Annotated in this window: 16 protein-coding genes; 10 read left to right on the top strand and 6 right to left on the bottom strand. The window is 68.6% G+C overall.

Features of this window, described 5'->3' with window-relative positions:
* Positions 1-274: 274 nt before the first annotated feature.
* The 4 genes from ABD848_RS01455 to ABD848_RS01440 all read left to right on the top strand — a co-directional run bounded on the left by ABD848_RS01455 (position 275) and on the right by ABD848_RS01440 (position 5,605).
* Positions 275-1,261 carry an NAD(P)-dependent oxidoreductase gene (locus ABD848_RS01455; protein ID WP_344966430.1) on the top strand — a complete coding sequence of 329 codons (987 nt, stop codon included), beginning with the start codon at positions 275-277 and terminating at the stop codon, positions 1,259-1,261.
* A gap of 59 nt (positions 1,262-1,320) precedes the next feature.
* Positions 1,321-2,793, top strand: a complete 1,473-nt coding sequence (locus tag ABD848_RS01450) for a fused MFS/spermidine synthase (RefSeq protein ID WP_344966428.1) — start codon at positions 1,321-1,323, stop codon at positions 2,791-2,793.
* A gap of 596 nt (positions 2,794-3,389) precedes the next feature.
* On the top strand, positions 3,390-4,304 hold the full coding sequence (locus tag ABD848_RS01445) for a DMT family transporter (protein WP_344966426.1): 915 nt from the start codon (positions 3,390-3,392) through the stop codon (positions 4,302-4,304).
* Positions 4,301-5,605, top strand: a complete 1,305-nt coding sequence (locus ABD848_RS01440; protein WP_344966424.1) for a glycosyltransferase — start codon at positions 4,301-4,303, stop codon at positions 5,603-5,605. The genes ABD848_RS01445 and ABD848_RS01440 overlap by 4 nt, the downstream gene beginning before the upstream one ends.
* A gap of 482 nt (positions 5,606-6,087) precedes the next feature.
* On the opposite strand, the gene ABD848_RS01435 is transcribed toward ABD848_RS01440, so the two are convergent.
* Positions 6,088-7,044, bottom strand: coding sequence for a LysR family transcriptional regulator (locus tag ABD848_RS01435; protein ID WP_344966422.1), 957 nt, complete (start codon positions 7,042-7,044; stop codon positions 6,088-6,090).
* A 139-nt stretch (positions 7,045-7,183) separates the two neighbouring features.
* On the opposite strand from ABD848_RS01435, the gene ABD848_RS01430 reads away from it, so the two are divergent.
* Positions 7,184-8,494 carry a pyridoxal phosphate-dependent aminotransferase gene (locus ABD848_RS01430; RefSeq protein ID WP_344966421.1) on the top strand — a complete coding sequence of 437 codons (1,311 nt, stop codon included), beginning with the start codon at positions 7,184-7,186 and terminating at the stop codon, positions 8,492-8,494.
* Between the two features lie 80 nt (positions 8,495-8,574).
* Here the strand turns inward: ABD848_RS01430 and ABD848_RS01425 are convergent, their stop codons facing one another.
* Positions 8,575-9,756: a glycosyltransferase family 4 protein gene (locus ABD848_RS01425; protein WP_344966419.1), complete on the bottom strand. Its 1,182-nt coding sequence runs from the start codon at positions 9,754-9,756 to the stop codon at positions 8,575-8,577.
* Positions 9,757-10,171: 415 nt separating this feature from the next.
* Here ABD848_RS01425 and ABD848_RS01420 point away from each other — a divergent pair, with 415 nt between their 5' ends.
* Positions 10,172-10,420, top strand: coding sequence for a DUF6457 domain-containing protein (locus ABD848_RS01420; protein ID WP_344966417.1), 249 nt, complete (start codon positions 10,172-10,174; stop codon positions 10,418-10,420).
* Positions 10,421-10,783: 363 nt separating this feature from the next.
* Entirely contained in the window at positions 10,784-12,205 is a 1,422-nt protein-coding gene (locus ABD848_RS01415) for an alanine/glycine:cation symporter family protein (protein WP_344966415.1), read from the top strand.
* A 73-nt stretch (positions 12,206-12,278) separates the two neighbouring features.
* On the opposite strand, the gene thiD is transcribed toward ABD848_RS01415, so the two are convergent.
* Together thiD and ABD848_RS01405 are read right to left on the bottom strand one after the other, a co-directional pair.
* Positions 12,279-13,097 (bottom strand): bifunctional hydroxymethylpyrimidine kinase/phosphomethylpyrimidine kinase, encoded by an 819-nt coding sequence (gene thiD / locus ABD848_RS01410; RefSeq protein WP_344966413.1) that lies wholly within the window; start codon positions 13,095-13,097, stop codon positions 12,279-12,281.
* 207 nt (positions 13,098-13,304) lie between these two features.
* The gene (locus tag ABD848_RS01405; protein ID WP_344966412.1) at positions 13,305-14,975 is read right to left on the bottom strand and encodes an AMP-binding protein; all 1,671 of its coding nucleotides are present in this window, start codon (positions 14,973-14,975) and stop codon (positions 13,305-13,307) included.
* A 413-nt stretch (positions 14,976-15,388) separates the two neighbouring features.
* On the opposite strand from ABD848_RS01405, the gene rocD reads away from it, so the two are divergent.
* On the top strand, positions 15,389-16,669 hold the full coding sequence (gene rocD / locus ABD848_RS01400) for an ornithine--oxo-acid transaminase (RefSeq protein ID WP_344966410.1): 1,281 nt from the start codon (positions 15,389-15,391) through the stop codon (positions 16,667-16,669).
* A 109-nt stretch (positions 16,670-16,778) separates the two neighbouring features.
* Here the strand turns inward: rocD and ABD848_RS01395 are convergent, their stop codons facing one another.
* A complete protein-coding gene (locus tag ABD848_RS01395; RefSeq protein WP_344966408.1) occupies positions 16,779-17,882 on the bottom strand; it encodes an SGNH/GDSL hydrolase family protein in 1,104 nt (367 codons plus the stop codon).
* 130 nt (positions 17,883-18,012) lie between these two features.
* Positions 18,013-19,182: an 8-amino-7-oxononanoate synthase gene (locus tag ABD848_RS01390; RefSeq protein WP_344966407.1), complete on the bottom strand. Its 1,170-nt coding sequence runs from the start codon at positions 19,180-19,182 to the stop codon at positions 18,013-18,015.
* A gap of 207 nt (positions 19,183-19,389) precedes the next feature.
* On the opposite strand from ABD848_RS01390, the gene ABD848_RS01385 reads away from it, so the two are divergent.
* Positions 19,390-20,748 carry an adenosylmethionine--8-amino-7-oxononanoate transaminase gene (locus tag ABD848_RS01385; RefSeq protein ID WP_344966405.1) on the top strand — a complete coding sequence of 453 codons (1,359 nt, stop codon included), beginning with the start codon at positions 19,390-19,392 and terminating at the stop codon, positions 20,746-20,748.
* Positions 20,745-21,479 carry a dethiobiotin synthase gene (gene bioD / locus ABD848_RS01380; protein WP_344966403.1) on the top strand — a complete coding sequence of 245 codons (735 nt, stop codon included), beginning with the start codon at positions 20,745-20,747 and terminating at the stop codon, positions 21,477-21,479. Before ABD848_RS01385 ends, bioD begins: the two co-directional genes overlap by 4 nt.
* Positions 21,480-21,597 lie beyond the last annotated feature (118 nt).

Below are 21,597 nucleotides of genomic sequence, written 5' to 3'. Positions count from 1 at the left end.
GACGGGATCTCCGCAGGGAGGCCCGCGGTTGAAGCACACGAAGGACAGGTGGGGCGCTCGCACTGTGAACGTGCTGATGCACGTGCGGTTACGTGATGAGGTTCTCACCGTTTCCTTACTTTTTGCGTGATCGCTTTGGTAACAGGCGTTCGGTGCTCGAACGGGCTGTGTGGGGGACAGCAGGCCAGTGTCCCCCTCGGGGCCGAGCAGGTAGCTTGCAGAGCTGAGAACAAAGCTTGACCTTAGGAAAGCTTGACCTTGATGGAGGTGGCTCGTGGGTGATCAGACAGTGGTCATCACGGACACCGGAGAGTTCGATCCCGGCCCCGCCGTGGAGCTTCTCACCGACTCGGGATTCACTGTGGATGTGCTGGGAACGACTGAGCGGTCTCGTATCGCCGCCGAGGCACACCGCGCTGTCGTCCTTGTCGTGCACGATGCCAGGATCGACGCTTCGCTGTTGGACCAATTGCCACAGTTGCGCCTGATCGTGACGATGAACCCCGACTACTGCGACATCGACACCGAGGACGCCGAACGCCGCGGGGTGTGGGTCGCCCAGATTCCCGCCGGGATGGACGTCGAACAGATCGCCAACCACGCGATCGCTCTGTCGCTGGCGCAGTTGCGCCGCGTCGCCTCCAGTTCCCACCCCATGACCATGGGAGGCGGCCGTCCATGCGACCTCACCCTTGGCGTGGTCGGCATGGGTGCCGTCGGGTCCCGCGTCGCTGAACTCTCCCGTCCCCTTTTCGGGCGCGTCGTCGGCACCGACGCGCGGACCCGCCTGTGGCCGCAAGGCGTCGACCGGGTCGGCTTTGCCGAGCTGATCGCCATAAGCGATGTCATCTCCCTCCACATGCCCCTCACACCGCGCACTCGGGGCATGATCGACGCCCAAACCATCTCCTGGATGCGCCAGGGGGTGATCCTGGTCAACCTCTCCGCCAACGACCTGATCTCCCGCCCCGACCTGATCACCGCCCTGCACACGGGAAAGATCGCCGGCCTGGCCGCCAACTCCGTACCCGAATGGGAACGGCACGCCAGCGCACGGTGTCCGTTGCGCAGCCACCCCGCGGTGCTGCTCTCGCCCTTTGGCCCGGACCAAACGGCCGAGCACGCCCGGCTGCGGCTGTTGCGGGTGGTACGCAACGTCGTCAATTGGAGTGACCGCGGCATTCCACTGGACCCGGTGCCCCGCGAAGCCAGCCTCCCCTTCGCCGCCGACAACCTTCCCTCCGCGGTTGCTGCCCACTGAGCCCTAGCCCCATGGCTGCGGGGCGTGGCCGGTAGGCCCGCCCCCTTATGCTCGGGCGCGTGAATCGGTTCCTGGCCACGACCGTCGTCATCTTCGCCTCGGCGGTCGTACTCGTGTTGGAAGTCACCGCCACTCGGCTGGTCGCTCCCTACGCCGGCGACACGCTGGAGACCTACACCGCCGCCATTGGTGTGGCCCTGGGTGCGATCGCTGTTGGAGCCAAGCTCGGCGGCGACGCCGCTGACCGATGGCGCCCTGACCGGTTACTCGGCCCGCTGCTGGTGCTCGGCGGTGGGCTGACCATGCTCTCCCGCCCCATCGTGCTGGTCGTGGGGCCGTCGCTGGTGGGCACCGGCCCGTTCGCGGCGCTGCTCCTGGTGGCCTTGGGGATCGCGCTGCCGGTGGCGCTGCTGTCGGCGGTCACCCCGGTCGTGGTCAAGACACAATTGGCCGATCTGCACCACACAGGCGGAATCGTCGGGCGCTTCAGCGCTTGGGGCACGGTCGGTGCGCTCGCCGGGACTTTCCTCACCGGCTACGTCTTTATCGCTGCGCTGCCGGTCTCAGCTATCTTGCTGCTCACGGGCAGCGCGCTCATCGCCTTCGGCGCGTTCTTGCTGTTGCGACATGCTCTGTCGTCTCTTTCCCGCCAGGCCATGGCCGTCCTGGGCCTAACCGTCGTCAGCAGTGGCCTACTGCTGGGGGTGGCCTCACCGTGCGATGCTGAGACGGCCTACTACTGTGCGCGCGTCACCACCGATCCGGCGAACCCCTCGGGGCGGGTGCTGCTCCTAGACGACCTGCGTCACGGCTACGTCGACGTGGCCGACCCCACGCACCTGGAGTTCGCTTACACGCAGTGGTTCGCCGCCGCGATCGCTGCGCGCGCCGGCGAGGCCCCGGTGTCCACGTTGCACATCGGCGGTGGCGCTTACACGATGCCGCGCTGGCTCGCCGCCACCCGCCCCGGCTCCACCAGTCACGTCTTCGAGGTGGACCCCGCTGTCACCGAGCTGGCGCGCTCGCGGCTACAACTGCGTACCGGCCCGCGCCTGTCCGTCAGCTCCGGCGACGCCCGCATCGCCATCACCACCGCCGAAACCGACCGCTATGACGTCGTCATCGGTGATGCCTTCGGGGGATTGAGCGTGCCCTGGCACCTCACCACTCGCGAGTTCCTCGCGGAGATCGAGCGTGTGCTCAAGCCTGGTGGGATCTATGTCGCCAACATCATCGACTACGGCCCCCGCTCCTTTCTCCAGGCAGAGGTCGCTACGGTCGGTGTCGTCTTCGACACCCTCAGCGTGATCGGCCATCGGGCGAGCGACAGCGCCGTCCGTGGCGGCAACCATGTCATCGTCGCCACCGACGGGGCGTTGGCGCGGGGGGAGTTGCGCCGCGCGGTGGCCACGGCCCCCACGCCCGGCCATCTGACCGCGCAGCAGCAGGTCGCCCGCTGGCAACGTCAGGGGCAGGTCCTCACCGATGATTACGCCCCCGTAGACCAACTGCTGACCCCTTACCTCACCTGAGGGGACCCACGCCCGCTCGCGGCTGTGTTTCCCCGAACGGTCGTTTACCTTCCCGTCACGTTGCCTGCGGGCGCTCCCGGTCGCCCGTGGCAGGTCGCAGTCCCGCTGTCCAGGCTCGCACGCCGATCTTCCGCCAGATTTTGAGGAAGTTTTCCCGTGCCACTTTCCGGCTCTTGGGCCAAGCGAAAACTTTGGCGGATATCCACGGGAGGAGGCCGGTGCCCGCCGGCAGCTAGCGGCAACTGAGGTGCGGTGGCTGGGATAGCGTCGCCCTCTGGTGGACATAGCAACACATTGGCAGGCAACGAGATTGACAAATGCCAGGTTGGACAGCGGCGCAAGCGTGGCTCTATCAGCGTTGCGTCGGGTCCGGGCCGGTTGCGACCGGCGGGCGTGCGCGACGGCGTTCGCGCCTCGCGCTGAGGTAGTGCAGCCACCACTTTGGCAGGGGGGACTTCTATATCGCGCCTTTATCCCTGTTCTTCATACGGTTTCCTCGTGCAAGGGCGTCATAGCGACGCCAAGCCGATGAACTGGAGGCGCAGAGTGAGCAAGCACCGCGTCCGTGGTCTCCATCGCGCTCGGGCGTGGTCGGCATGTTGATTTGGGCGATCTGTGTCGCGTTCGCCGGCGCCTTCAGCATGGCGATGGGGTCGGCGTTACAGGAGCGCGACGCCGTGCGCGCGCCCGGACACAGCATCGCTCGGGCGGGGTTCCTGCTGCACCTCGTGCAACGGCCCCGATGGATTCTGGGCACGGTGGCCGCCGGAGCCGGGGTCGGGTTGCACCTGGTCGCGCTGAGCGCCGCGCCGCTCACGATCATCCAGCCCATTGGGGTCACGGGGCTGCTGTTCGCGATCGTGCTCTCGGCAGTGTTCAACAGGCGCCGTGTCGGCTTTGGGCAGATCGTCGCCGGCGGTGCGGTCATGGTGGGGTTGACGGGGGTGCTCCTCCTGTTCCCGCATACTTCCCAACCTCCCGTCATGTCGACCATGACCGGGATCGTCCTCACTGGAAGTGTCCTCGCCGCCGCGCTCCTCGCCTACGTTGTCGCCCATTGGCTCCCGGCCGGGCCTCGCGCCATGCTGCTCGCCACCTTGGGCGGAATCGCCTTAGGGACGACCTCCGCGCTGGCACGGGTCGTGGCCGCTGCCACGGCATCGGACCCATTGGCGCTGGTCAGTTGGCTGACGGTGCTGGCCGGCGTCACCGCGGTCTTTGGCGGACTGCTCCAACAGAACGCCTACCGCACGGGGCACTTCGCCGCGGCCTACGCCACTTTGCTGGTGGTCGATCCCATCACCGGTGCGGGCATTGGCGCCCTCCTCCTCGGGGAGGGGCTGCCTGCGACCCCCCTGACACAGTTGCTGGCTACGGGAGCTGCGTTGCTGGCCATCGCTGGAACAGTGGTGCTGGCTCAGGCCAAAAACCGCAACCCCGAAGCACCCACCGAACCGAGTCAACCTCCTAAAACTGACCTCGTCCACACGACTTCAGGAGAACCGACATGACCGCGCCAACCGAGCGATCCCGCCCCTTTCGGAGTCGATCCGGCTCTCCGGACGGGTCGCGGCGCCGGATACTGATCGGCACCGACACCTATCCTCCCGACGTCAACGGCGCCAGCTATTTCACCTACCGGCTGGCCTCGGGCCTGGCTGAGCGTGGCCATGACGTTCACGTGGTCTGTGCCTCGGCCCATGGCCGCCCTCGGGTCGAGCGCGCTGAGGGTGTCACCCTCCACCGGCTGCGCTCGACGTCGGTGCTGGTGCACCCGACGATGCGCACAGCGCTCCCGTTGGGGGTCACCGGCCATGTGGAACGGCTCATCGCCCGGCTCGACCCGCACGTCGTCCACGCCCAGAGCCACTTCACGATCAGCCGGGCCACGATCCGCCAGGCCCGCGCCGCGGGAACACCGGTCGTGCTGACCAACCACTTCATGCCGGACAACCTTTTCGCCCACGCTCACATCCCCGAGCGTTTCCACACTGTCGTGGGGTCGTTGGCCTGGCGCGACATGGTGCGTGTGGCCTACGAGGCCGACTATGTCACGACCCCCACTGAGCGGGCCGCCCAACTGCTGTCCGACAAGGGGTTTGATCGTCCCGTTGAGCCCGTGTCCTGCGGCATCGATCTTCGGCGGTTCCAGCCGCGCCCCCAGGAACAGCCGGCGGCCCGGGAGCGGCTGGGCCTGCCCGAGCGCGAGACCATCGCCTTCGTGGGCCGTCTCGACGAGGAAAAGCACATCGACGAGCTCATCCAGGCCATGCCGCGCATACTCAACCACCGCGACGTCCAGCTCGCGTTGGTCGGTACGGGCCAGCGCGAGAGTGAGCTGCGGCGGTTGGCCCAATCCTTGGGGGTGGCCGAGCGCGTCCACTTCTGTGGTTTCGTCGCTGACGAGGACCTGCCCTTGGTCTATCTCGCCGCCGACGCTTTCGCCATCGCCAGCACCGCCGAGTTGCAAAGCATTGCCACATTGGAGGCCATGTCGACCGGTCTGCCGGTCGTGGCCGCCGACGCCCTCGCGCTGCCGCACCTGGTGCGTTCCGGCCACAACGGCTACCTGTTCACCCCAGGCGATGTGCCGGAGTTGGCCGAGCGGCTGCTTGAGGTGCTCCAGCCGGGACGCCGCGAGGAGCTGGGCAAGGCCAGTCGGGAGATCGCGCAGACGCACGACCACCAGCGCTCCCTCGACCGGTTCACCGAAATCTACGAGCAGGTCCGACCGGTGCGCCCGAGCGCGCCGCGACGGCGCCCGTTGAGCGGCCTGCCTCAGCACCGGAGAGGCACCGCTATAGCGGCCTGACCTCACGAGACGAATCAGTGGGGAGTCGTGGACAGCCTGCGGGCTCCCCACTCTGCCCCTCACGGTATGTCACTTTCCGTACTTTTTGCGACACGAATTGGTGATATGCCGCTGGTTCGGGATACAGGGAACCGTGTGTGGTTTGTAGGGGAAGCCCGGAGCGGGGCCGTGGAAGCGTTCCATGTGCTCTCCGCCCGGCTGGACAGCCTTGAGGCTCGGGCCCACTCCCGCGAGGCTGTCATGCGGGCACATGAGCGCGACCACGCTGCCCTAAAAAGTCGGGTCGAGACACTGGAAGCTGAGTTGGCCGCGCTTCGCCGGCGGCGGTTGGACGCCTATACGCGCTGGTGGGACGCGCGTGAGGACCGAGACCGTGCTCGCCACATCGCGCGGCGGTTACGCCGGCGCCTAGAACGCAGGCGCCGGTGGAGTCATCTCTTAGGCTAGCTCCGCGCCGGGCGCATGGACCGGCAGACGTACTGTCAGGTGCCCACGGTCCCCAGCTCCGCACCGAAGGTCCGGCGTAGGACCTCGCGGACGTCCTGGGCCGCCGCGTAGATAGCACCCAGCGTGACGCTGATCGCAGGGCGGCGCACGCTGGCGGCGCGGACGACCGCGTAGATGTCGCGCGCGGGGGCGTCTTCGGGCAATGAACGAAACGCCAGCCCCTGCGTACCCGACAGCAGCGCGAGGGAGGGGACGGCGGCGATCCCCATTCCGCGGGCCACCAGGCTGAGGATGGTGCCCAGCCCTTCGAATTCCCACGCCGCGGCCGGTGCCCCGCCGATTCCGGAGAGGAGACGGTCGGTGCCCGCCCGCGACGGTTCGCCCCGCGGCGCCATCATCCACGCCTGGTCACGCAGTTGTCGCAGGTTCACCTCCCGCTCAGACGCGGCCAGTGGGTGGTCCTGCGGTACGGCCAGCACCATAGGGTCGTGCAGCAAGTGGTAGTAGCGCAGTTTGTCGGCCATGGTGTCGGGGCTGCGTCCCGACCAGTCGTCGATGAGCGCGATGTCCACCTCGGCCGTGCTCACCTGGCGCGCTCCGGCGCCTTCCATCCGCTGGCGCAGGACCAGTTGCATCCCTTCGTGTTCGCGCAGACTCTGGGCCAGCGCCGGAGCGAAGGCCACTGCCGCGGTGGGGAAGGCGGTCACGGTGACCCGGCCCAACGCCACGTTCGCCTGCTCTGCAACCACCGATTCCGCCGCTTCGACCATGGCCAGAATCTGTTCCGCGTGCTCGGCTAGCAGGCGGCCCGCATCGGTGAGCTCGGCACTGCGCGCGGTGCGGTCGAGCAGCGGGGTGCCGACCTCTCGTTCCAGCGTCGACAGTTGCTGTGAAACCGCTGAGGCGGTGTAGCCCAGTGAGGCGGCGGTGGCCGCGATCGTGCCCTGGTTCGTGAATTCATGAAGAATCTGTAACCGACGCAGGTCAAGCATAACGTCATCTTAACCTGCCCATAGAAATGATTCGCTTGTACTGATGGAGGTGAGGGGGCAGGCTGTGAGGGTAGCCGGCCATGGCACGCCCGAGCCGGCCGACAACCAGCACCGGACGTATGTGGGGTCGATTCGCACCATGTCTGTCACCGTGTCCGCGACTCTGGCCATGAACGAGGCGCTTGCGGAGCAACGGCGTCGCGGGGTACCCGTTCTACCCACCGGGTTCGGAGAGGCCGGTCTACCCGTGCACCCGACGATGCGCGAGGTGCTCGCAGCCGGCAGCGACCGCAACGCTTACGGGCCGGTGGCCGGCTCCCACGAGTTACACGTCGCGGCGGCCGGATACTGGGAGCGTCGGGGGCTTCCCACCGACCCCGGGCTGGTCGTCGCCGGCCCAGGCAGCAAACCTTTGCTCTACAGTCTGTTGCTCAGCGTGGGGGGTGACGTCGCCATCGCCTCCCCGAGTTGGGTGAGTTACGCAGCTCAGGCGCGGCTGGCCGGTCACCATCCCCTCCTCGTCCCCACACCCCCGGCGCAGGGCGGTATCCCCGAGCCCGACCTGCTCGCCGCGGCCGTCGCTGACGCCAGAGCCGCCGGCCGCGACGTGCGGGCCGTCATCGTCACCACGCCCGACAACCCCACCGGCACCGTCGCCTCACGCGAGACTGTGGCCCGGCTCAGCCATGTCGCCTGCGAACTCGATCTCGTGATCATCTCCGACGAGATCTACCGCGATCTCGTGCACGATCCGCAGACCCGGGTCCACAGTCCGGCCGAGTACGCACCTGAACGCACCGTAGTCTCGACCGGGCTGAGCAAGAGCCTGGCTCTGGGCGGCTGGCGCCTGGGCGTGGCCCGGCTGCCCGACAGTGAGCTGGGCCGGCGGCTGCGCGCCGACATGCTGGGCGTGGCCAGCGAAATCTGGTCGAGCCCGGCTGGGCCGGTGCAGCACGCCGCCGCCTATGCGTTCGCCGAGCCCACCGACGTCGCCGAGTACGTCGCGCGCAGCCGCCGGCTGCACGGCATCGTCGCGCGGGCGGTAACCGATCGCTTTGTCGCAGCCGGTGCCATGGTCGCGGCCCCGCAGGCCGCGTTCTACCTTTACCCCGACTTCGATGCGTGGCGGAGCCGTCTCGCCACCGAGCACGGCGTCCACAGCGGCTCCGAACTCAGCCAGTTACTGCTGCACACCCACGCCATGGGAGTGCTGCCGGCCGCGGAATTCGGGGAGAACGACACCGCGCTGCGCGTGCGCGTGGCGACGAGCATGCTCTACGGCGACACCGACGCCCAGCGCTACAGTGCCCTCGTCGCTGACGACCCCACCGCGCTGCCGTGGATTCGGGGCCACCTCGACCGGCTCGACGAGATCCTCGCCGACATCACCGGCAAGCCCGTACCCAGCGGTGCCCAGTCGTCCGCAGCGGTCTGTTCGCGCGCCGGCTGATCGGCGGGCGCCGTTGCGAAGGCGGCGATAGGGGTGGGGCGGCTCAAGAGCGGAAGGAGTCCCCACCCCTGTCGCCCACGTCAGGCTAGCGACACATCGGCGTTGGAGCCGACGCGGGGCATCGGGGCGCCACTGGGGGCGATCACCGTCCGGTAGTGCTCGATCAACTCGTCGTTCACGCTGTCCCAGGTGCGCTCCAGCACCGAGGCGCGGGTAGCGGCAGCCAGCCGGTCGCGAAGTGCGGGGTTGTGGATCAGCCGTCCGGCTGCCACGCGCAGCTCCCGGACCGAATCCTGGGCGTAGAGCAGCCCGTTGCGCTCGGGGTCGACCAGGTCCAGCGGCCCCCCGGAGGCGGGCGCCACCACCGGTACTCCCGACGCCAGGGCTTCCTGCACGGCCTGACAAAACGTCTCGTCGGCCCCGGTGTGGATGAACGTGTCCAGGCTGGCATAGATCCGGGAGAGTTCGGCTCCGGTGCGCTGTCCCAGGAAGACGGCCTCAGGCAGCAGGCGCTGTAGACGGGCACGGTCGGGGCCGTCTCCGACGATGACGATGCGCACCCCGTTGAGCTTGGCCACGTGCGCCAACAGGTCCACGCGCTTGTCGCGCGAGAGCCGCCCCACGTAGCCTACGATCGCCTCACCGTTGGGAGCCAGCCACTGGCGCAGGGCGTCACTGCGGTGGTCAGGGTGGAACCGTTCGGTGTCGACACCTCGCTGCCACAGGCTCAGTCGGGGAAAATCACGCTCGGCCAGCTTGCGCATCGTGGCGGAGGAGGGGACCAGGGTCCGGTCCACGGCGGCGTGGATTCGTCGCAAATAGGGCCAAAGGACATCAGAGGCGGGCACGCCATAGCGGGAGGCGAACCCCACGAGGTCGGTCTGGAACACTGCGACCGTGGGCAGCGCCCAGCGTCGCGCGACCTCAACCGCGGCGTGGCCCAGCAGTACGGGGGAAGCGAGGTGGACGACGTCGGGGGAAAAGGAGCGCAGGGCGGCCGTTATCACCCGCCGGGTAGGCAGCCCCAGCGAGAAGCTGCGGTACAGCGGCAACGGCATCCCCGGCACACGCAGCACCGGGAAACCGGCGTAGGACACCGGACCCTGACCAGGGGCGCAGATCATCGCCTCGTGGCCACGTGCCGCCAGATGCTCGGCGACACGGCATACGGAGTTCGTTACTCCGTTGACTTGCGGTAGGAACGACTCCGTGACGATGGCGACACGTAGCGGTGAGGCGGAGGGGGCGGAGGCGGAGGGCATGAGTCATCTCCCCAATGAAAGATCGGGGCTGCTCCGGCGCCGATGCCGGACGGGCCGGCCACGGCGTAAAATGCCGCCCCGCTGGGGCCGCCGCCGCGGCCATGGTTGGCGAACACCGTGCGCAAGGAGGGTGGAAGCGCTCGACGTTCGCCGTACCCGACGGTAGGTGGCCGATATGAACCAGGCCGCAGGCGCCGGTGAACTCCCGATAGCGCCTCACCTACCGAGGACGAACCTGCCCGCCTGATATGCCACGATGCCGGTGCGGTCGCAGCCTCGCTTCCGGCGGCCACGCCGGGCACCGCACGGCCCACCCGCCCACGCGGCCACCGCGAAACAGGCCCATCTTCGATCAGTCCGGCAGTCCTCCAGCGGGGCTGGTCGGAACCGCTTACGAACGAATTAGGAGCCAGTGGTGACATTGACCGAATGGGCGCAGCGTGTCTGTGCCGAGTTGGAACTGACCGATCAGCGCGTTGGTTCCGCTGACGTGGACCGGATCTTGGATCTGGCTAAGGACGCCGCACACTCGGTAGCCCGCCCCGCCGCACCGCTAACCACCTACCTTGTCGGTATCGCCGTGGGGCGTGGCGCCGACCCCGAGCGTGCTGCCGCCCTCGTGGCCGAACTGGCCCGCGCGCAGGTTTCCTCCGAGGAGGACTAGGGGAGCGGGGCTCTGGGAGCCGCCCTGGTAGCGCGGCTGCGTCGGCACCGCAGCTCACGGTGGTGGGCTCTGGGCGGCGGGACCCCCCTTGACCTGCGCGGTGCGACGAGGCTCCTCGGCGCGCAAGCCCGCCCCGCGGTGGGTGACCCCTGACACCGTCCTCTGGTCCTCCTGGGGGCGGGGACGCCGCAACAGGGGTGTGGACGAACAGTAACGCGGAAGTGACAAAAAGGTGCGAATCTGACAAGGTGCCCTTCATCGCCTCACAGTGCGTTGTGTCACCGTCATAATCCGCGAACACGTCACCAGCGCACCGTCGGATGACGGTCGGCTTCCCCGCCCATCCACCAAGGGAGATCGGTCATGGAACAACTCCAAAGCACGTTGGACGAGGTGTCCAACATCCTCTGGGGCCCCGCCGTACTCATTCCTCTCCTGCTGCTGACCGGCCTGTTCCTCATGATCAGGTTGCGTTTGTTGCAGTTTCGAGTGCTGTTCCACGCGCTGTGGCTGGCCTTGGTCCGCCGCAGAGAGGACGGCGACGTCAAGGGCGACATTTCCCATTACCAGGCGTTGAGTACCGCGCTCGCGGCCACGGTCGGGGTCGGCAACATCGCCGGCGCGGCGTTGGCCATCGGTGTTGGCGGTCCTGGGGCGCTGTTTTGGATGTGGGTCACCGGCCTGGTCGGTATGGCCACCAAGTACAGCGAGGCCCTGCTGGGGGTGAAATTCCGCCGCAGCGACAGCAAGGGTGAGCAAAGCGGCGGCCCGATGTTCTACCTCAGCCGTGGCCTTGGCGGCGGGCTGGGCAAGACGCTGGGAGTACTGTTCGCTCTGTTCGGCGCGATCGCCGCCTTCGGTATCGGCAACATGACCCAAGCCCACGAGGTCGCTGCCCAATTGCAGAACAACTGGCAGATCCCGCCGTGGATCTCAGGAGCGGTGCTGGTCGTCGTGGCCGCCGCCGTCATCCTGGGCGGCATCAAGAGCATCGGCCGGTTCGCCGCCGCGGTCGTACCGGTGATGATCGTGCTCTACATCGCCGCGACCCTGACCATTCTGGCGGTTAACGTGGGTGAGCTCCCGGCGGCCTTGGCTTTGGTGTTCACCGACGCCTTTACCGGTACCGCCGCCGCGGGCGGCTTCGCCGGCTCGACGATCCTCATCGCCATCCAGTTGGGCGTTTCGCGCGGCATCTTCTCCAACGAGTCCGGCCTGGGGACCGGTGCTATCGCCGCGGCCTCGGCCAAGACCAACCAGCCGGTGCGCCAGGCGATGGTCTCGATGACCCAGACCTTCATCGACACCATCATCGTGGTGACCATGACCTGCCTGGTCATCATCGTTACTGGTGCCTGGACCGCCAACAACGTCGACGACGGCTCGCTGATGACCTCTTGGGCGATGTCGGAGGGGCTGTCGGTCCTCTCTCCCGCGCTGGGGGCGGTCGGTGGCTACACCATCGCGGTGGCCGTCATGGTCTTCGCCTTCACCACGCTGCTGGGCTGGTGCTACTACGGCGAGCGCTGCATGGACTTCCTCTTCGGCCGTGTCGCGGTGGTTCCGTTCCGTCTCGTGTTCGTGCTCATGATCATGGTGGGCGCCACCACCCAGCTCAACATCGTCTGGGGCTTCGCCGACATCGCCAACGCCCTCATGGCCATCCCCAACCTGATCGGGCTGCTGCTGCTCTCGCCGGTCGTGGTCAACGAGACCAAGAAGTACTTCGCCAACCCCGACTGGCGCGATCCCGACGCCGTGCCCGATGTCCGCGTGCCCGTCTGAGCCACTCGAAGCGGGGCGGGGCAACGGCTGGCGCGTGCCGTTGCCCCGCCCTCGTCGCACGATTCGGGCACGCTCAGCCGCGCCCGCCCCACCAGGCATGGAAATGGTGGACAGGTCCCTTGCCATGGCCCACGTCGAGTTCGTCGGCGTGGCGTAGCGCCGCGGTCAGGTACTCCTTGGCCTCGTGTACCGCCTCGTACCAACCGGGGCGCTGGGGCCGCAGCGCCGCCACCGCCGACGACAGGGTGCATCCGGTGCCGTGGGTGTTGTTGGTCGCCACCCGCTCGGCCGCCAGCCGGCGTGCGGCGCCCTCCGGCTCCAGCAGCAGATCGACGCTGCTGGAGCCGTCGAGATGGCCGCCCTTGAGCAGCACCCGTCCCGGTCCCAACCTCAGCAGTTCCTCGCCTTGGCGCGCCATGCTCGCCTCGTCGGCGGCCGGCGGCACGTTGAGCAGTTCGGCCGCTTCGGGAATGTTCGGCGTGATCAGGTCGGCGCGCGGCAGCAGCTCTTCGCGCACCGCCTCGATCGCCTCCGTCGCGAGTAGCCGGTCACCACTCTTGGCCACCATCACCGGGTCCAGGACCACGTTGGGCAGGGCATAGTCGTCGATGGCCTTGGCCACCGCCGCGATAACCCCGGTGGTGCCGAGCATGCCGATCTTGACGGCGTCGACCCGCACATCTGCCAGCAAGGTGTCGAGTTGGCTGGTGACGAACTCCGGCGCCACCTCGTGCACCTCGGTGACCCCGGTCGTGGTCTGGGCGACCAGCGCGGTGATCACCGTCATGCCATAACCGCCAAGCGCGGAAAACGCCTTGAGGTCGGCTTGGATGCCGGCACCCCCACTGGGGTCGGTTCCGGCGATGGACAAGATGTTGTGACTGGTGGACACAGACGTTCCTTCGCTAGCACGACCTAGAGGCAGGTTCACGGGTTTTATCTCAGCCGAAAGGGACTCCGGCACCCCGCGCCCGTATCGGCCACAACGCTAGGCCCTGCCGCCTGCGGTGTCGAGGCCGTACCCGGCTGCCAGGGCAGCGGCGGATCACCTGCCCTGATCCGCCGCTGCTCCAGCCACGAGCGTTGGCACCACCAACGGCTACCCTTTCCCGGCGGTCTCTAAGAGCGGTGCGGGCTCGCGCACCACCGAAGAGGCCCAACGGTAGTCCTGCTTGCCCACGGTCGTGCGTTTGACCTCGTCAACCACGTGGATGCGGCGCGGCACCTTGAAGCCGGCCAGCCGTTGTCGGCAGAACTCGCGTAGCCATCTCTCCGAGAACCGCCTGCCCCGCTCCAGCGACACCACCGCTGCCACGCTCTGGCCGAGCCGCTCGTCGGGAGCGGACACGACGATCGCGTCTTCGATCGCGGGATGGGACTTCAGCGTTGACTCGACTTCTTCGGCGTAGACCTTCTCCCCACCGGTGTTGATGACCGAGGAGCCCCGGCCCAGCAGCGTGATCGAGCCGTCCTCGGCCACGGTGCCGTAGTCTCCCGAGATGACCCAGCGCCGTCCCGTCTCGTCGGTGGGAAACGTCGCCGCCGTCATCGCGGGGTCGTTGTGGTAGCCCAACGGGATGTGGCCGGTGCGGGCGATGCGGCCGACCTCCGGGCTGCCCGGGGGCAGGGCGCGCAGCCGCTCGTCGAGGACGGCCACACTCGTTCCCATGGTGAACCTGCGGTCCGCGCCGTCACTGGTAGGGGCGGTGGCGGCGCCGCACACGCCCGTCTCGGAGCCGCCATAGCTGTCTTTGATGGTGATGCCGGGACGTACCGATCGCCACAGTTCCCGCACGGGCGGCGTGAGCGGGGTCCCGCCGGAGGTCAGCCCCCGCATGCTCGCGCAACGGTGCGGCTGGGCCAAGAGCGCCTCGGCCAAGGGACGGGCCATGACGTCGCCCACGCACTGCACCGTGGTCACCGCTTCGCGGTCGATGAGGTCGAGTACGCGGTGGGCCTCGAAGGTCCGATCGGTGTTGAGGACCACGGTCATGCCGCTGAACAGCATGCTCAGCGCGTTCCACTGGCCGGCTGCGTGCATCAGGGGACCCAGCACCAACATCCGACCACCCGCCGAGTCGCGTGCGCGCTGTCCCAGCTCGCTCGGCGTGGTGATGCGGGCAGTCTTGGGACCTCGCCGCTCCAGCGCCGCGCGAAACAGGTCGACCTGACGCCATATCACGCCCTTAGGCGCACCGGTCGTGCCGCCGGTGTAGAGCAGATATCGGTTCTCGCCACTGGTGACCGGCAGTTCGTGGCCGCTGCGCTCTCCTTGAGCGAGGGCGTCTGCGAAGTCGATACCGCGCAGCCGCGCCGCCCCAGTGCCGTCGTTGAGGAGGAGCACGTGTTCCAGTGCGGGCAGGTTCGCCCGCACCCGGGCGATGCCTGAGGTCAGTCCGTGTTCAGCGATGACCGCGACCGCGCCCGAGTCGCGCAGGACCTGCTCCATCTCGGCGGGCACGTAGCGGTAGTTCACGTTGACGGGCACCGCTCCCGCGCGCCATGCCCCGAACGCTGCTTCCAGCCATTCGGCGCGGTTGAACGCCACGATGGCCACACGGGCACCGTCGGTCACCCCTGCACGGCACAGGTACCGGGCGAGCGCGGTAGCGCGAGCGTCGAGCGCGCCGAAGGACACACGTCGCCGCCCTGCAATGACCGCGGGCCGGTCAGGGATGGCCCGGGCCACTGCGGCGAGCAGTCCCGACAGGGAGAAATCGGCGGCCCTGTCCGAGGTCGGCTCCGCCGTTTCGTATCGCATATCCGTCATAACCGCCTCTTGTCTACGGTCCTACCCCCAAGGGGTGTGAAGACAGATCTTGCAGGTATGGGGCCGATCACGTTAGAGCGGGGGCGGGTGAGCGCGCGGTGGCCGGTAGCCGGTGAATGCCCTGGCGAGCCCCGTAGGCGTAGGTAATGCCGCCGTCGAGGCGCACCCGCACCAAACACCCCCTTAGGTGGGTGTGGGAGAAATCACCCCTTGCTATGTCGGCCTCGCGCGGAGTGGTCAGAGTGTCCTCGCAGCTCACTGCCCCTACGGTCGGGGGCGGCAGCACAGGAGCGGCAGGTGTGGGGTATGCCGCCCGGCCCGCCCCCTCTCCGGGGTGCGCTAGTGCTTCGTGCGTTATTTGCGCGGGTATCTCCACTATCCGAACAACGGTCGATGGTGATCGGAGTAGCTGGATGAGTGACATGCGCAGTCTGGCCCACGCCGCCGGCGGCGGCCCCGAGGCTCCCACGATGTCGACGACCGAGCACATCGCGCTGGCCGAGACCTACTCGGCACACAACTACGATCCGATCCCCGTCGTCATCACCCAAGGCGAGGGGGCGTGGGTGACTGACGTCGAGGGACGGCGCTACCTCGACTGCCTGGCCGGCTACTCGGCGATGAACTTTGGCCACCGCCACCCCGAGCTGATCGCTGCGGCCCACCGCCAGTTGGACCGCCTGACCCTCACCAGCCGCGCCTTCTACAACGACCAGTTCGCCCCGTTCGTGGCTGCGCTCGCCGAGCTGACCGGCAAGGAGCGGGTGCTGCCCATGAACAGCGGCGCTGAAGCCGTCGAGACGGCGATCAAGGTGGCCAGGAAGTGGGCCTACGAGGTCAAAGCGGTGCCCGAGGAATCGGCCAGTGTCGTCGTGGCCGGCGGTAATTTTCACGGGCGTACCACGACCATCGTCTCGTTCTCCTCCGACCCCGACGCCTACACCGGCTTCGGGCCCTACACTCCCGGTTTCCGTTCCGTCCCCTATGGCGACGCCGACGCTGTCGCCGCGGCCATCGACGCCACCACTGCCGCCGTGCTCGTCGAGCCGATCCAAGGCGAAGGTGGCGTCATCGTGCCTCCGCCGGACTACTTGCCCCGGGTGCGCGAGATCTGCGATCGGGAGGGAGTGCTGCTGATCGCCGACGAGGTGCAGTCGGGGCTGGGGCGCACGGGAACCGTACTGGCCTGTGAGCATTTCGGCGTCGTCGCCGACGTCTACGTGCTGGGGAAAGCCTTGGGCGGGGGCATCCTGCCGGTGTCGGCGGTGACGGCCGACACCGGCGTGCTCGGTGTCTTGCGCCCTGGCCAGCACGGCAGCACCTTCGGCGGTAATCCGCTGGCGTGTGCCGTGGGTTACACCGTGGTCCAGATGCTGCGCGAGGGGCCCTATCTCGACCGGGCCCGCCGGCTCGGGGAGATCCTCGCCGCCCGGGTCAAGGAGTTCGTGGGGGCGGGCGCGGTGACCACCCGAGGGCTGGGACTGTGGGCCGGCATCGACGTCGACCCGTCGCTGGCCAGCGGCCGGCAATTGTGCGAGCTGCTGGCCGAGCGTGGCGTGTTGGCCAAGGACACCCACGGTTCCACGATCCGGCTGTCGCCGCCGCTGGTCATCGAGGAAGACGAACTGCACTGGGGCCTGGACCGGGTCGCCGAGGTCCTCGCACGGTTGCGCCGGCGCGCACCCGGCCACTGAGTCCCCGCTACAGCACGTGGCCACCGGTGCCTACGAGCCAGAGGCGAAGCGGAGGCGCTCACCTCTTGCGCCCATCGCCGGTCCTCGCCGCCCGTCCACAAAACAGAACCTAGTCGACCTCGCCTGCCAAGACTTCGGAGCTGGCGCCGTCGACGATCTCGCGCGTGGCGTACAGGTCCCGCCCCGGGCCGGCCTCGACCTGGGCGGCAAGACGTCTGCCCACGGCCTGTTGGCCCGCGGCGGTTGGGTGGAACGTGCTGGTGTCGAGAGTGATACCGTCCTGGAGTTCGCTGATCAGTACCCCGTTGACCCACGGCTCTTCGGTGCCGATCTCGTGTCCGTCAAGAACCTGGTAAGCGTCGACGAACTCCACGCTGCCGACCTGCCCCTCCTCGGCGATCTCGGTGTCGAAAGCTTCGACCGCCTCGGCGAGCTGGTCGTTGAAGCGTTTGATGGTCTCGTTCAGCCACACCTGGTCACTGGCGGTCAACGTGTAGTACATCCCGTTGGGCTCCTGGTCGAACAGCCGCGGGTAGCCCACGACGATGACGCGGGCGTCGGGGGCACGGTCGCGCACCTCGGTGACCAGGCTGTCGAACGTGTCCGCGAACACTGCCATGCGCTCGTTGATCTCGTCCTCCTGCCCCACGCAGGCGTCGGCTTCCAGCAGGGGGACGCGCACCATGCACGTTTTCAGCACCGAGGTGAAGCCGAGGTCGTTACCGCCGATCCCGATCGTGACCAGGGAGGTGTGCCGGTTCACTTGGCCGAGTTGGGATTCTCCCGAGCCCAGCGCCTCCAGCATCGCGGCGCCGCGCTGTCCGCTGCACGCCACCAACGCCAGCGTTCCGGCGAACTCGTAGGATTCGACGAGTGTCTTGGGGTAGGCGTTGTTCGACCGCCAGCAGCCCCCGCTGACGGCGGTGTCGGGGACATAGCGCTCGGCGCCGTGCCCCGATGAGTAGGAGTCGCCCAGCGCGAAGTAGTTCCCCCACGTTGCGGCTTCGACGGGGTCGAGACGCACGCGCCAGTCGGATTCTTCGCCGGGGTGGTCCTCACCCGGCGGTCCCGGTACTTCCTCGCAGCCAATGGCTGTAACGTCGCACCAGGCCCGGTGGAGCGCCTCGCGGGTGACCGGCACCGCCAACACGACGATGCAGCTTACGGCGAGAGTGGCGGCGACGATGCTCACGACCAGGGTTCGTGTGCCCACGTCTGGTTTCCGCACTACGCTGCTCCGGCTCTCCTACTCATGGGTACCCCGCCCAACATTACCGTGGTAGCGGCGTGCGCCTCCCCGGTCGTCTCTCCTGGCACCAGCGGTTCCGCCGGCCCGCCGCCGGCTAGCTGTGTTCGACCACGATCTCCAACGCCCGCTCGACGTCGGCATCGGTGAGGTCGGCACGGGCGGTTAGGCGCAGCCGGGCCCGACCGTCGGGCACCGATGGCGGTCGGAAGCACCCCACCCGTACGCCGGCGGTGCAGCAGCGTTGCGCCCACGTCACAGCGGCGTCGGGGGAAGAAGCGAGCACCGACACCACCGCGGCGTCGGGGGTGCTGGCACGGAGGCCGGCGGCGTTCAGACTCGCTGAGAGGTGGCGGGCGATGGCGCGGACGCGCTGGGCGCGTTCAGGCTCGGCCCGCAGCAGTCGCAGCGCCGCGAGCGCGCCACCGACGGCCGCCGGGGCCAGTCCGGTGTCGAAGATGAACGTCCGCGCGGTCTGGACCATGTGATCGATCACCCGCCGCGGCCCAAGGATCGCACCTCCTTGGGCGCCCAGGGCCTTCGACAGGGTCACCGAGGTGACGACGTCGCCGGCGTTGGCCAGGCCGGCACTGCGCAGGCTCCCGTTGCCGGCCTCACCGATGACCCCCAGCCCGTGCGCGTCGTCGATCAACAGCGCTGCCCCGTGGGCTCGGCAGACCCGGGCAAGGCCAGCCACGTCGGCGATGTCACCGTCCACCGAGAAAACCGTGTCGCTGATCACCAGACGGTGGGGGAGTGTCGCCTCACTGAGCCGTGCCGCCGCCTCCTCCGTATCCCGGTGACCGAACAGCCGAACGTGGCCGCCCGCCGCCTTGGCCAATCGTGTCGCGTCGATCAGCGAGGCGTGGTTGTAGCGGTCGCAGGCCAGCACCGTGCCCGCGCCGCCCAGGCTCGCCACCATGGCGATGTTGGCGGCATAGCCCGAGGAGAACACCAGTGCCGCTTCCGTGCCGTAGAAGTCGGCCAGTTCTTCTTCCAGTTGGGCGTGCAGCGACGTGCTCCCGCTGACGAGGCGAGAACCGGTGGCCCCGGCGCCCCAGTGCGCGGCGGCGTCGGCGGCGGCGCGCACGACCACGGGGTGCCGTGACATTCCCAGGTAGTCGTTGCCGGCCAGGTCCAGCACACCCTCGCGCGCGGGCCGGGGGCGCAACCGTCGGGTCAACCCAGCCGCGGCTCTGGCCTCGGCCGCCGCCTCCAACCAGGAGAAAGGATCGCCCGCCGCCGGTCTGTGTTCTGACGCGCTCACGCCACCTCCGCTCCCGAGATCCCGTCCCGCTTCCACCGGTTTGCCGCGCGCTCGCGGCGAGGACGCCTCGGCTACGGTACGCCCAGCACGCCTTCTTACCCATGCCGCACCCAAGGCGTCATCGTGGGGACACCACAAAGATCGTCGCCGGAATTCTGGGGAAAGCCGCGCTTCGTACCGGTCGTTCGCTTGACACCATAAGGCGGTATGACCTCAAGGACACCGACGACAGCGCGGCAACCGCAGCCGGCCCAGGATGTCACCACTTGGGTGCGCGAGGTGGATCGGGAGCACGTGTGGCACCCCTACGCGACCGTTCCCACCGACCAAGCCCCCTACGTGGTCCGTTCGGCGGCGGGGACCCGGCTCGTGCTCGACGGCCCCGACGGTGTCGAGCACGAGGTCGTCGACGCCATGTCGTCGTGGTGGTCGGCCGTGCACGGCTACGCTCACCCCGTCCTCGACGCCGCGGCGCGCGAGCAGGTGGGGCGGTTCAGCCACGTTATGTTCGGCGGCCTCACCCACGAGCCTGCGGCACGGCTGGCTGCGACACTCGTCGAAGTCACACCCGAGCCGCTGCGCCACGTGTTCTTCAGCGACTCCGGGTCGGTCGCGGTCGAGGTTGCGCTGAAGATGTGCCTTCAGTATTGGCGGTCAGCCGGGCGGCCCGACAAGCGCCGCGTGCTTACCTGGCGCGGTGGATACCACGGCGACACGTTCCATGCCATGTCGGTGTGTGACCCGCAGGGCGGTATGCATGCGCTGTGGGGCGACGTGCTGCCCCGGCAGGTCTTCGCCGACGCCCCACCCGCCGGATTCAACGCCGAGGTCGACGACGCCTACGTGCGGCATGTGGACGACCTTGTCGCTGCCCACGCTACGGAACTCGCCGCCGTCATCGTCGAACCCGTCGTGCAGGGTGCCGGGGGCATGCGTTTCCACCACCCCGGCTACGTGCGGGCGCTACGCGAGATCACCCGGCGTCACGGGGTGCTGCTCATCTTCGACGAGATCGCTACGGGGTTCGGTCGCACCGGCGAGTTGTTCGCCGCTGACCACGCCGGCGTCGCCCCCGACGTACTGTGCCTGGGTAAGGCCCTCACCGGCGGTTATCTGAGCATGGCGGCTACGTTGTGCACCCCTGAGGTGGCCGACGGCATCGCCGAGGGCGAGGTCCCGGTGCTGGCCCACGGGCCCACGTTCATGGCCAACCCCTTGGCGGCGGCGATCGCCCAAGCGTCGGTGACGCTGCTGCTCGAACGGGACTGGCGCGGCGAGGTCGCCGCCATCGAGGAGGGACTGCGCGGTGGTCTCGCTCCGGCCGTGGAGTTGCCCGGCGTGCGCGAGGTTCGGGTGCTCGGCGGGATCGGCGTCATCCAGGTGCACGCCCCCATGGACATGCGAGCCGCGACCGAGGCCGCGCTGCGGGCGGGGGTGTGGCTGCGTCCCTTCCGCGACATGATCTATGCGATGCCGCCCTACATCAGCGACACCGCTGACATCGCGCGTATCGCAGCGGGCATGTGTGCCGCCGCCGAGGCTGTCGCCTCCGGGAGTCGCGCATGAGCGTCCTCGTCGTTACCGGGACGGGCACCGACGTGGGCAAGACCGCGGTGACAGCGGCGATCGCGGCGGCGCACATAGCACACGGGGAGCGCGTCGCCGTCCTCAAACCCGCCCAGACCGGGGCGGCCGGCCACGCTCCCGGCGACATCGATGAAATCGTCCGCTTAGTGCCAGGGGTGACAGGCTGTGAACTAGCCCGCTACCCTGAGCCACTGGCTCCCGAGGCCGCAGCGCGACGCAGCGGTTTGGGGGAGGTCTCGTGCGCGCTGGCCGCGCGCGTCGTTGCGGAGCTGGTCAGGCACTACGACCTGGTGCTGGTGGAAGGCGCCGGCGGGCTGCTGGTGCGCATGGCCGGCGACGGCACCACGCTGGCCGACCTCGCCTCGGCAGTCGCCGCCCCGGTGCTCATCGTCTCCTCCGCGGGGCTGGGCACCCTCAACGCCACAGCGCTGACCGCCGAGGCGCTGCGCAGCCGCGGGCTGGCCTGCCTGGGGGTCGTCATCGGTCAGTGGCCCGCCACCCCGGGCACGGCGGAGCTGTGCAACCTCACCGATCTCCCCGTCATAGCCGGCGCTCCCGTGCTGGGAGCCCTACCCGAAGGCATCACCGGTCATCCGCCCGCCCGATTCGCCGCCTGGGCCACGGCCGGGCTCGCCCCCAGCCTCGGCGGAACTTTTGAGCACACCGCATTCACACAACAGCACACCTCCTGGGGCGCGGTGCGCTCGTGAGGCCGGCTCCCCCGCGTGCCACGCGGCGCATGCTTCGCCCGGTTCGGCGGGCGTTTCCACTGGGATAGCTTGGCGTAACGAAAACGCGCCCCCGGCGGGTCCGCACTCGCGCCCTTTG

The sequence above is a fragment of the Salinactinospora qingdaonensis genome, assembly GCF_039539445.1.
GTDB classification, from domain to species: domain Bacteria; phylum Actinomycetota; class Actinomycetes; order Streptosporangiales; family Streptosporangiaceae; genus Salinactinospora; species Salinactinospora qingdaonensis.
Note: the sequence above shows the minus strand (reverse complement) of the source record. Positions and strands in the feature narration are given on the sequence as shown.

Excerpts from the sequence above, each read along its gene's own strand:
- ABD848_RS01445 (WP_344966426.1), top strand. The coding sequence starts at position 3,390 with ATGTTGATTTGGGCGATCTGTGTCGCGTTCGCCGGCGCCTTCAGCATG.
- ABD848_RS01440 (WP_344966424.1), top strand. The coding sequence starts at position 4,301 with ATGACCGCGCCAACCGAGCGATCCCGCCCCTTTCGGAGTCGATCCGGC.
- ABD848_RS01435 (WP_344966422.1), bottom strand. The coding sequence starts at position 7,044 with ATGCTTGACCTGCGTCGGTTACAGATTCTTCATGAATTCACGAACCAG.
- ABD848_RS01430 (WP_344966421.1), top strand. The coding sequence starts at position 7,184 with ATGTCTGTCACCGTGTCCGCGACTCTGGCCATGAACGAGGCGCTTGCG.
- ABD848_RS01425 (WP_344966419.1), bottom strand. The coding sequence starts at position 9,756 with ATGCCCTCCGCCTCCGCCCCCTCCGCCTCACCGCTACGTGTCGCCATC.
- ABD848_RS01415 (WP_344966415.1), top strand. The coding sequence starts at position 10,784 with ATGGAACAACTCCAAAGCACGTTGGACGAGGTGTCCAACATCCTCTGG.
- ABD848_RS01405 (WP_344966412.1), bottom strand. The coding sequence starts at position 14,975 with ATGACGGATATGCGATACGAAACGGCGGAGCCGACCTCGGACAGGGCC.
- rocD (WP_344966410.1), top strand. The coding sequence starts at position 15,389 with ATGAGTGACATGCGCAGTCTGGCCCACGCCGCCGGCGGCGGCCCCGAG.
- ABD848_RS01385 (WP_344966405.1), top strand. The coding sequence starts at position 19,390 with ATGACCTCAAGGACACCGACGACAGCGCGGCAACCGCAGCCGGCCCAG.
- bioD (WP_344966403.1), top strand. The coding sequence starts at position 20,745 with ATGAGCGTCCTCGTCGTTACCGGGACGGGCACCGACGTGGGCAAGACC.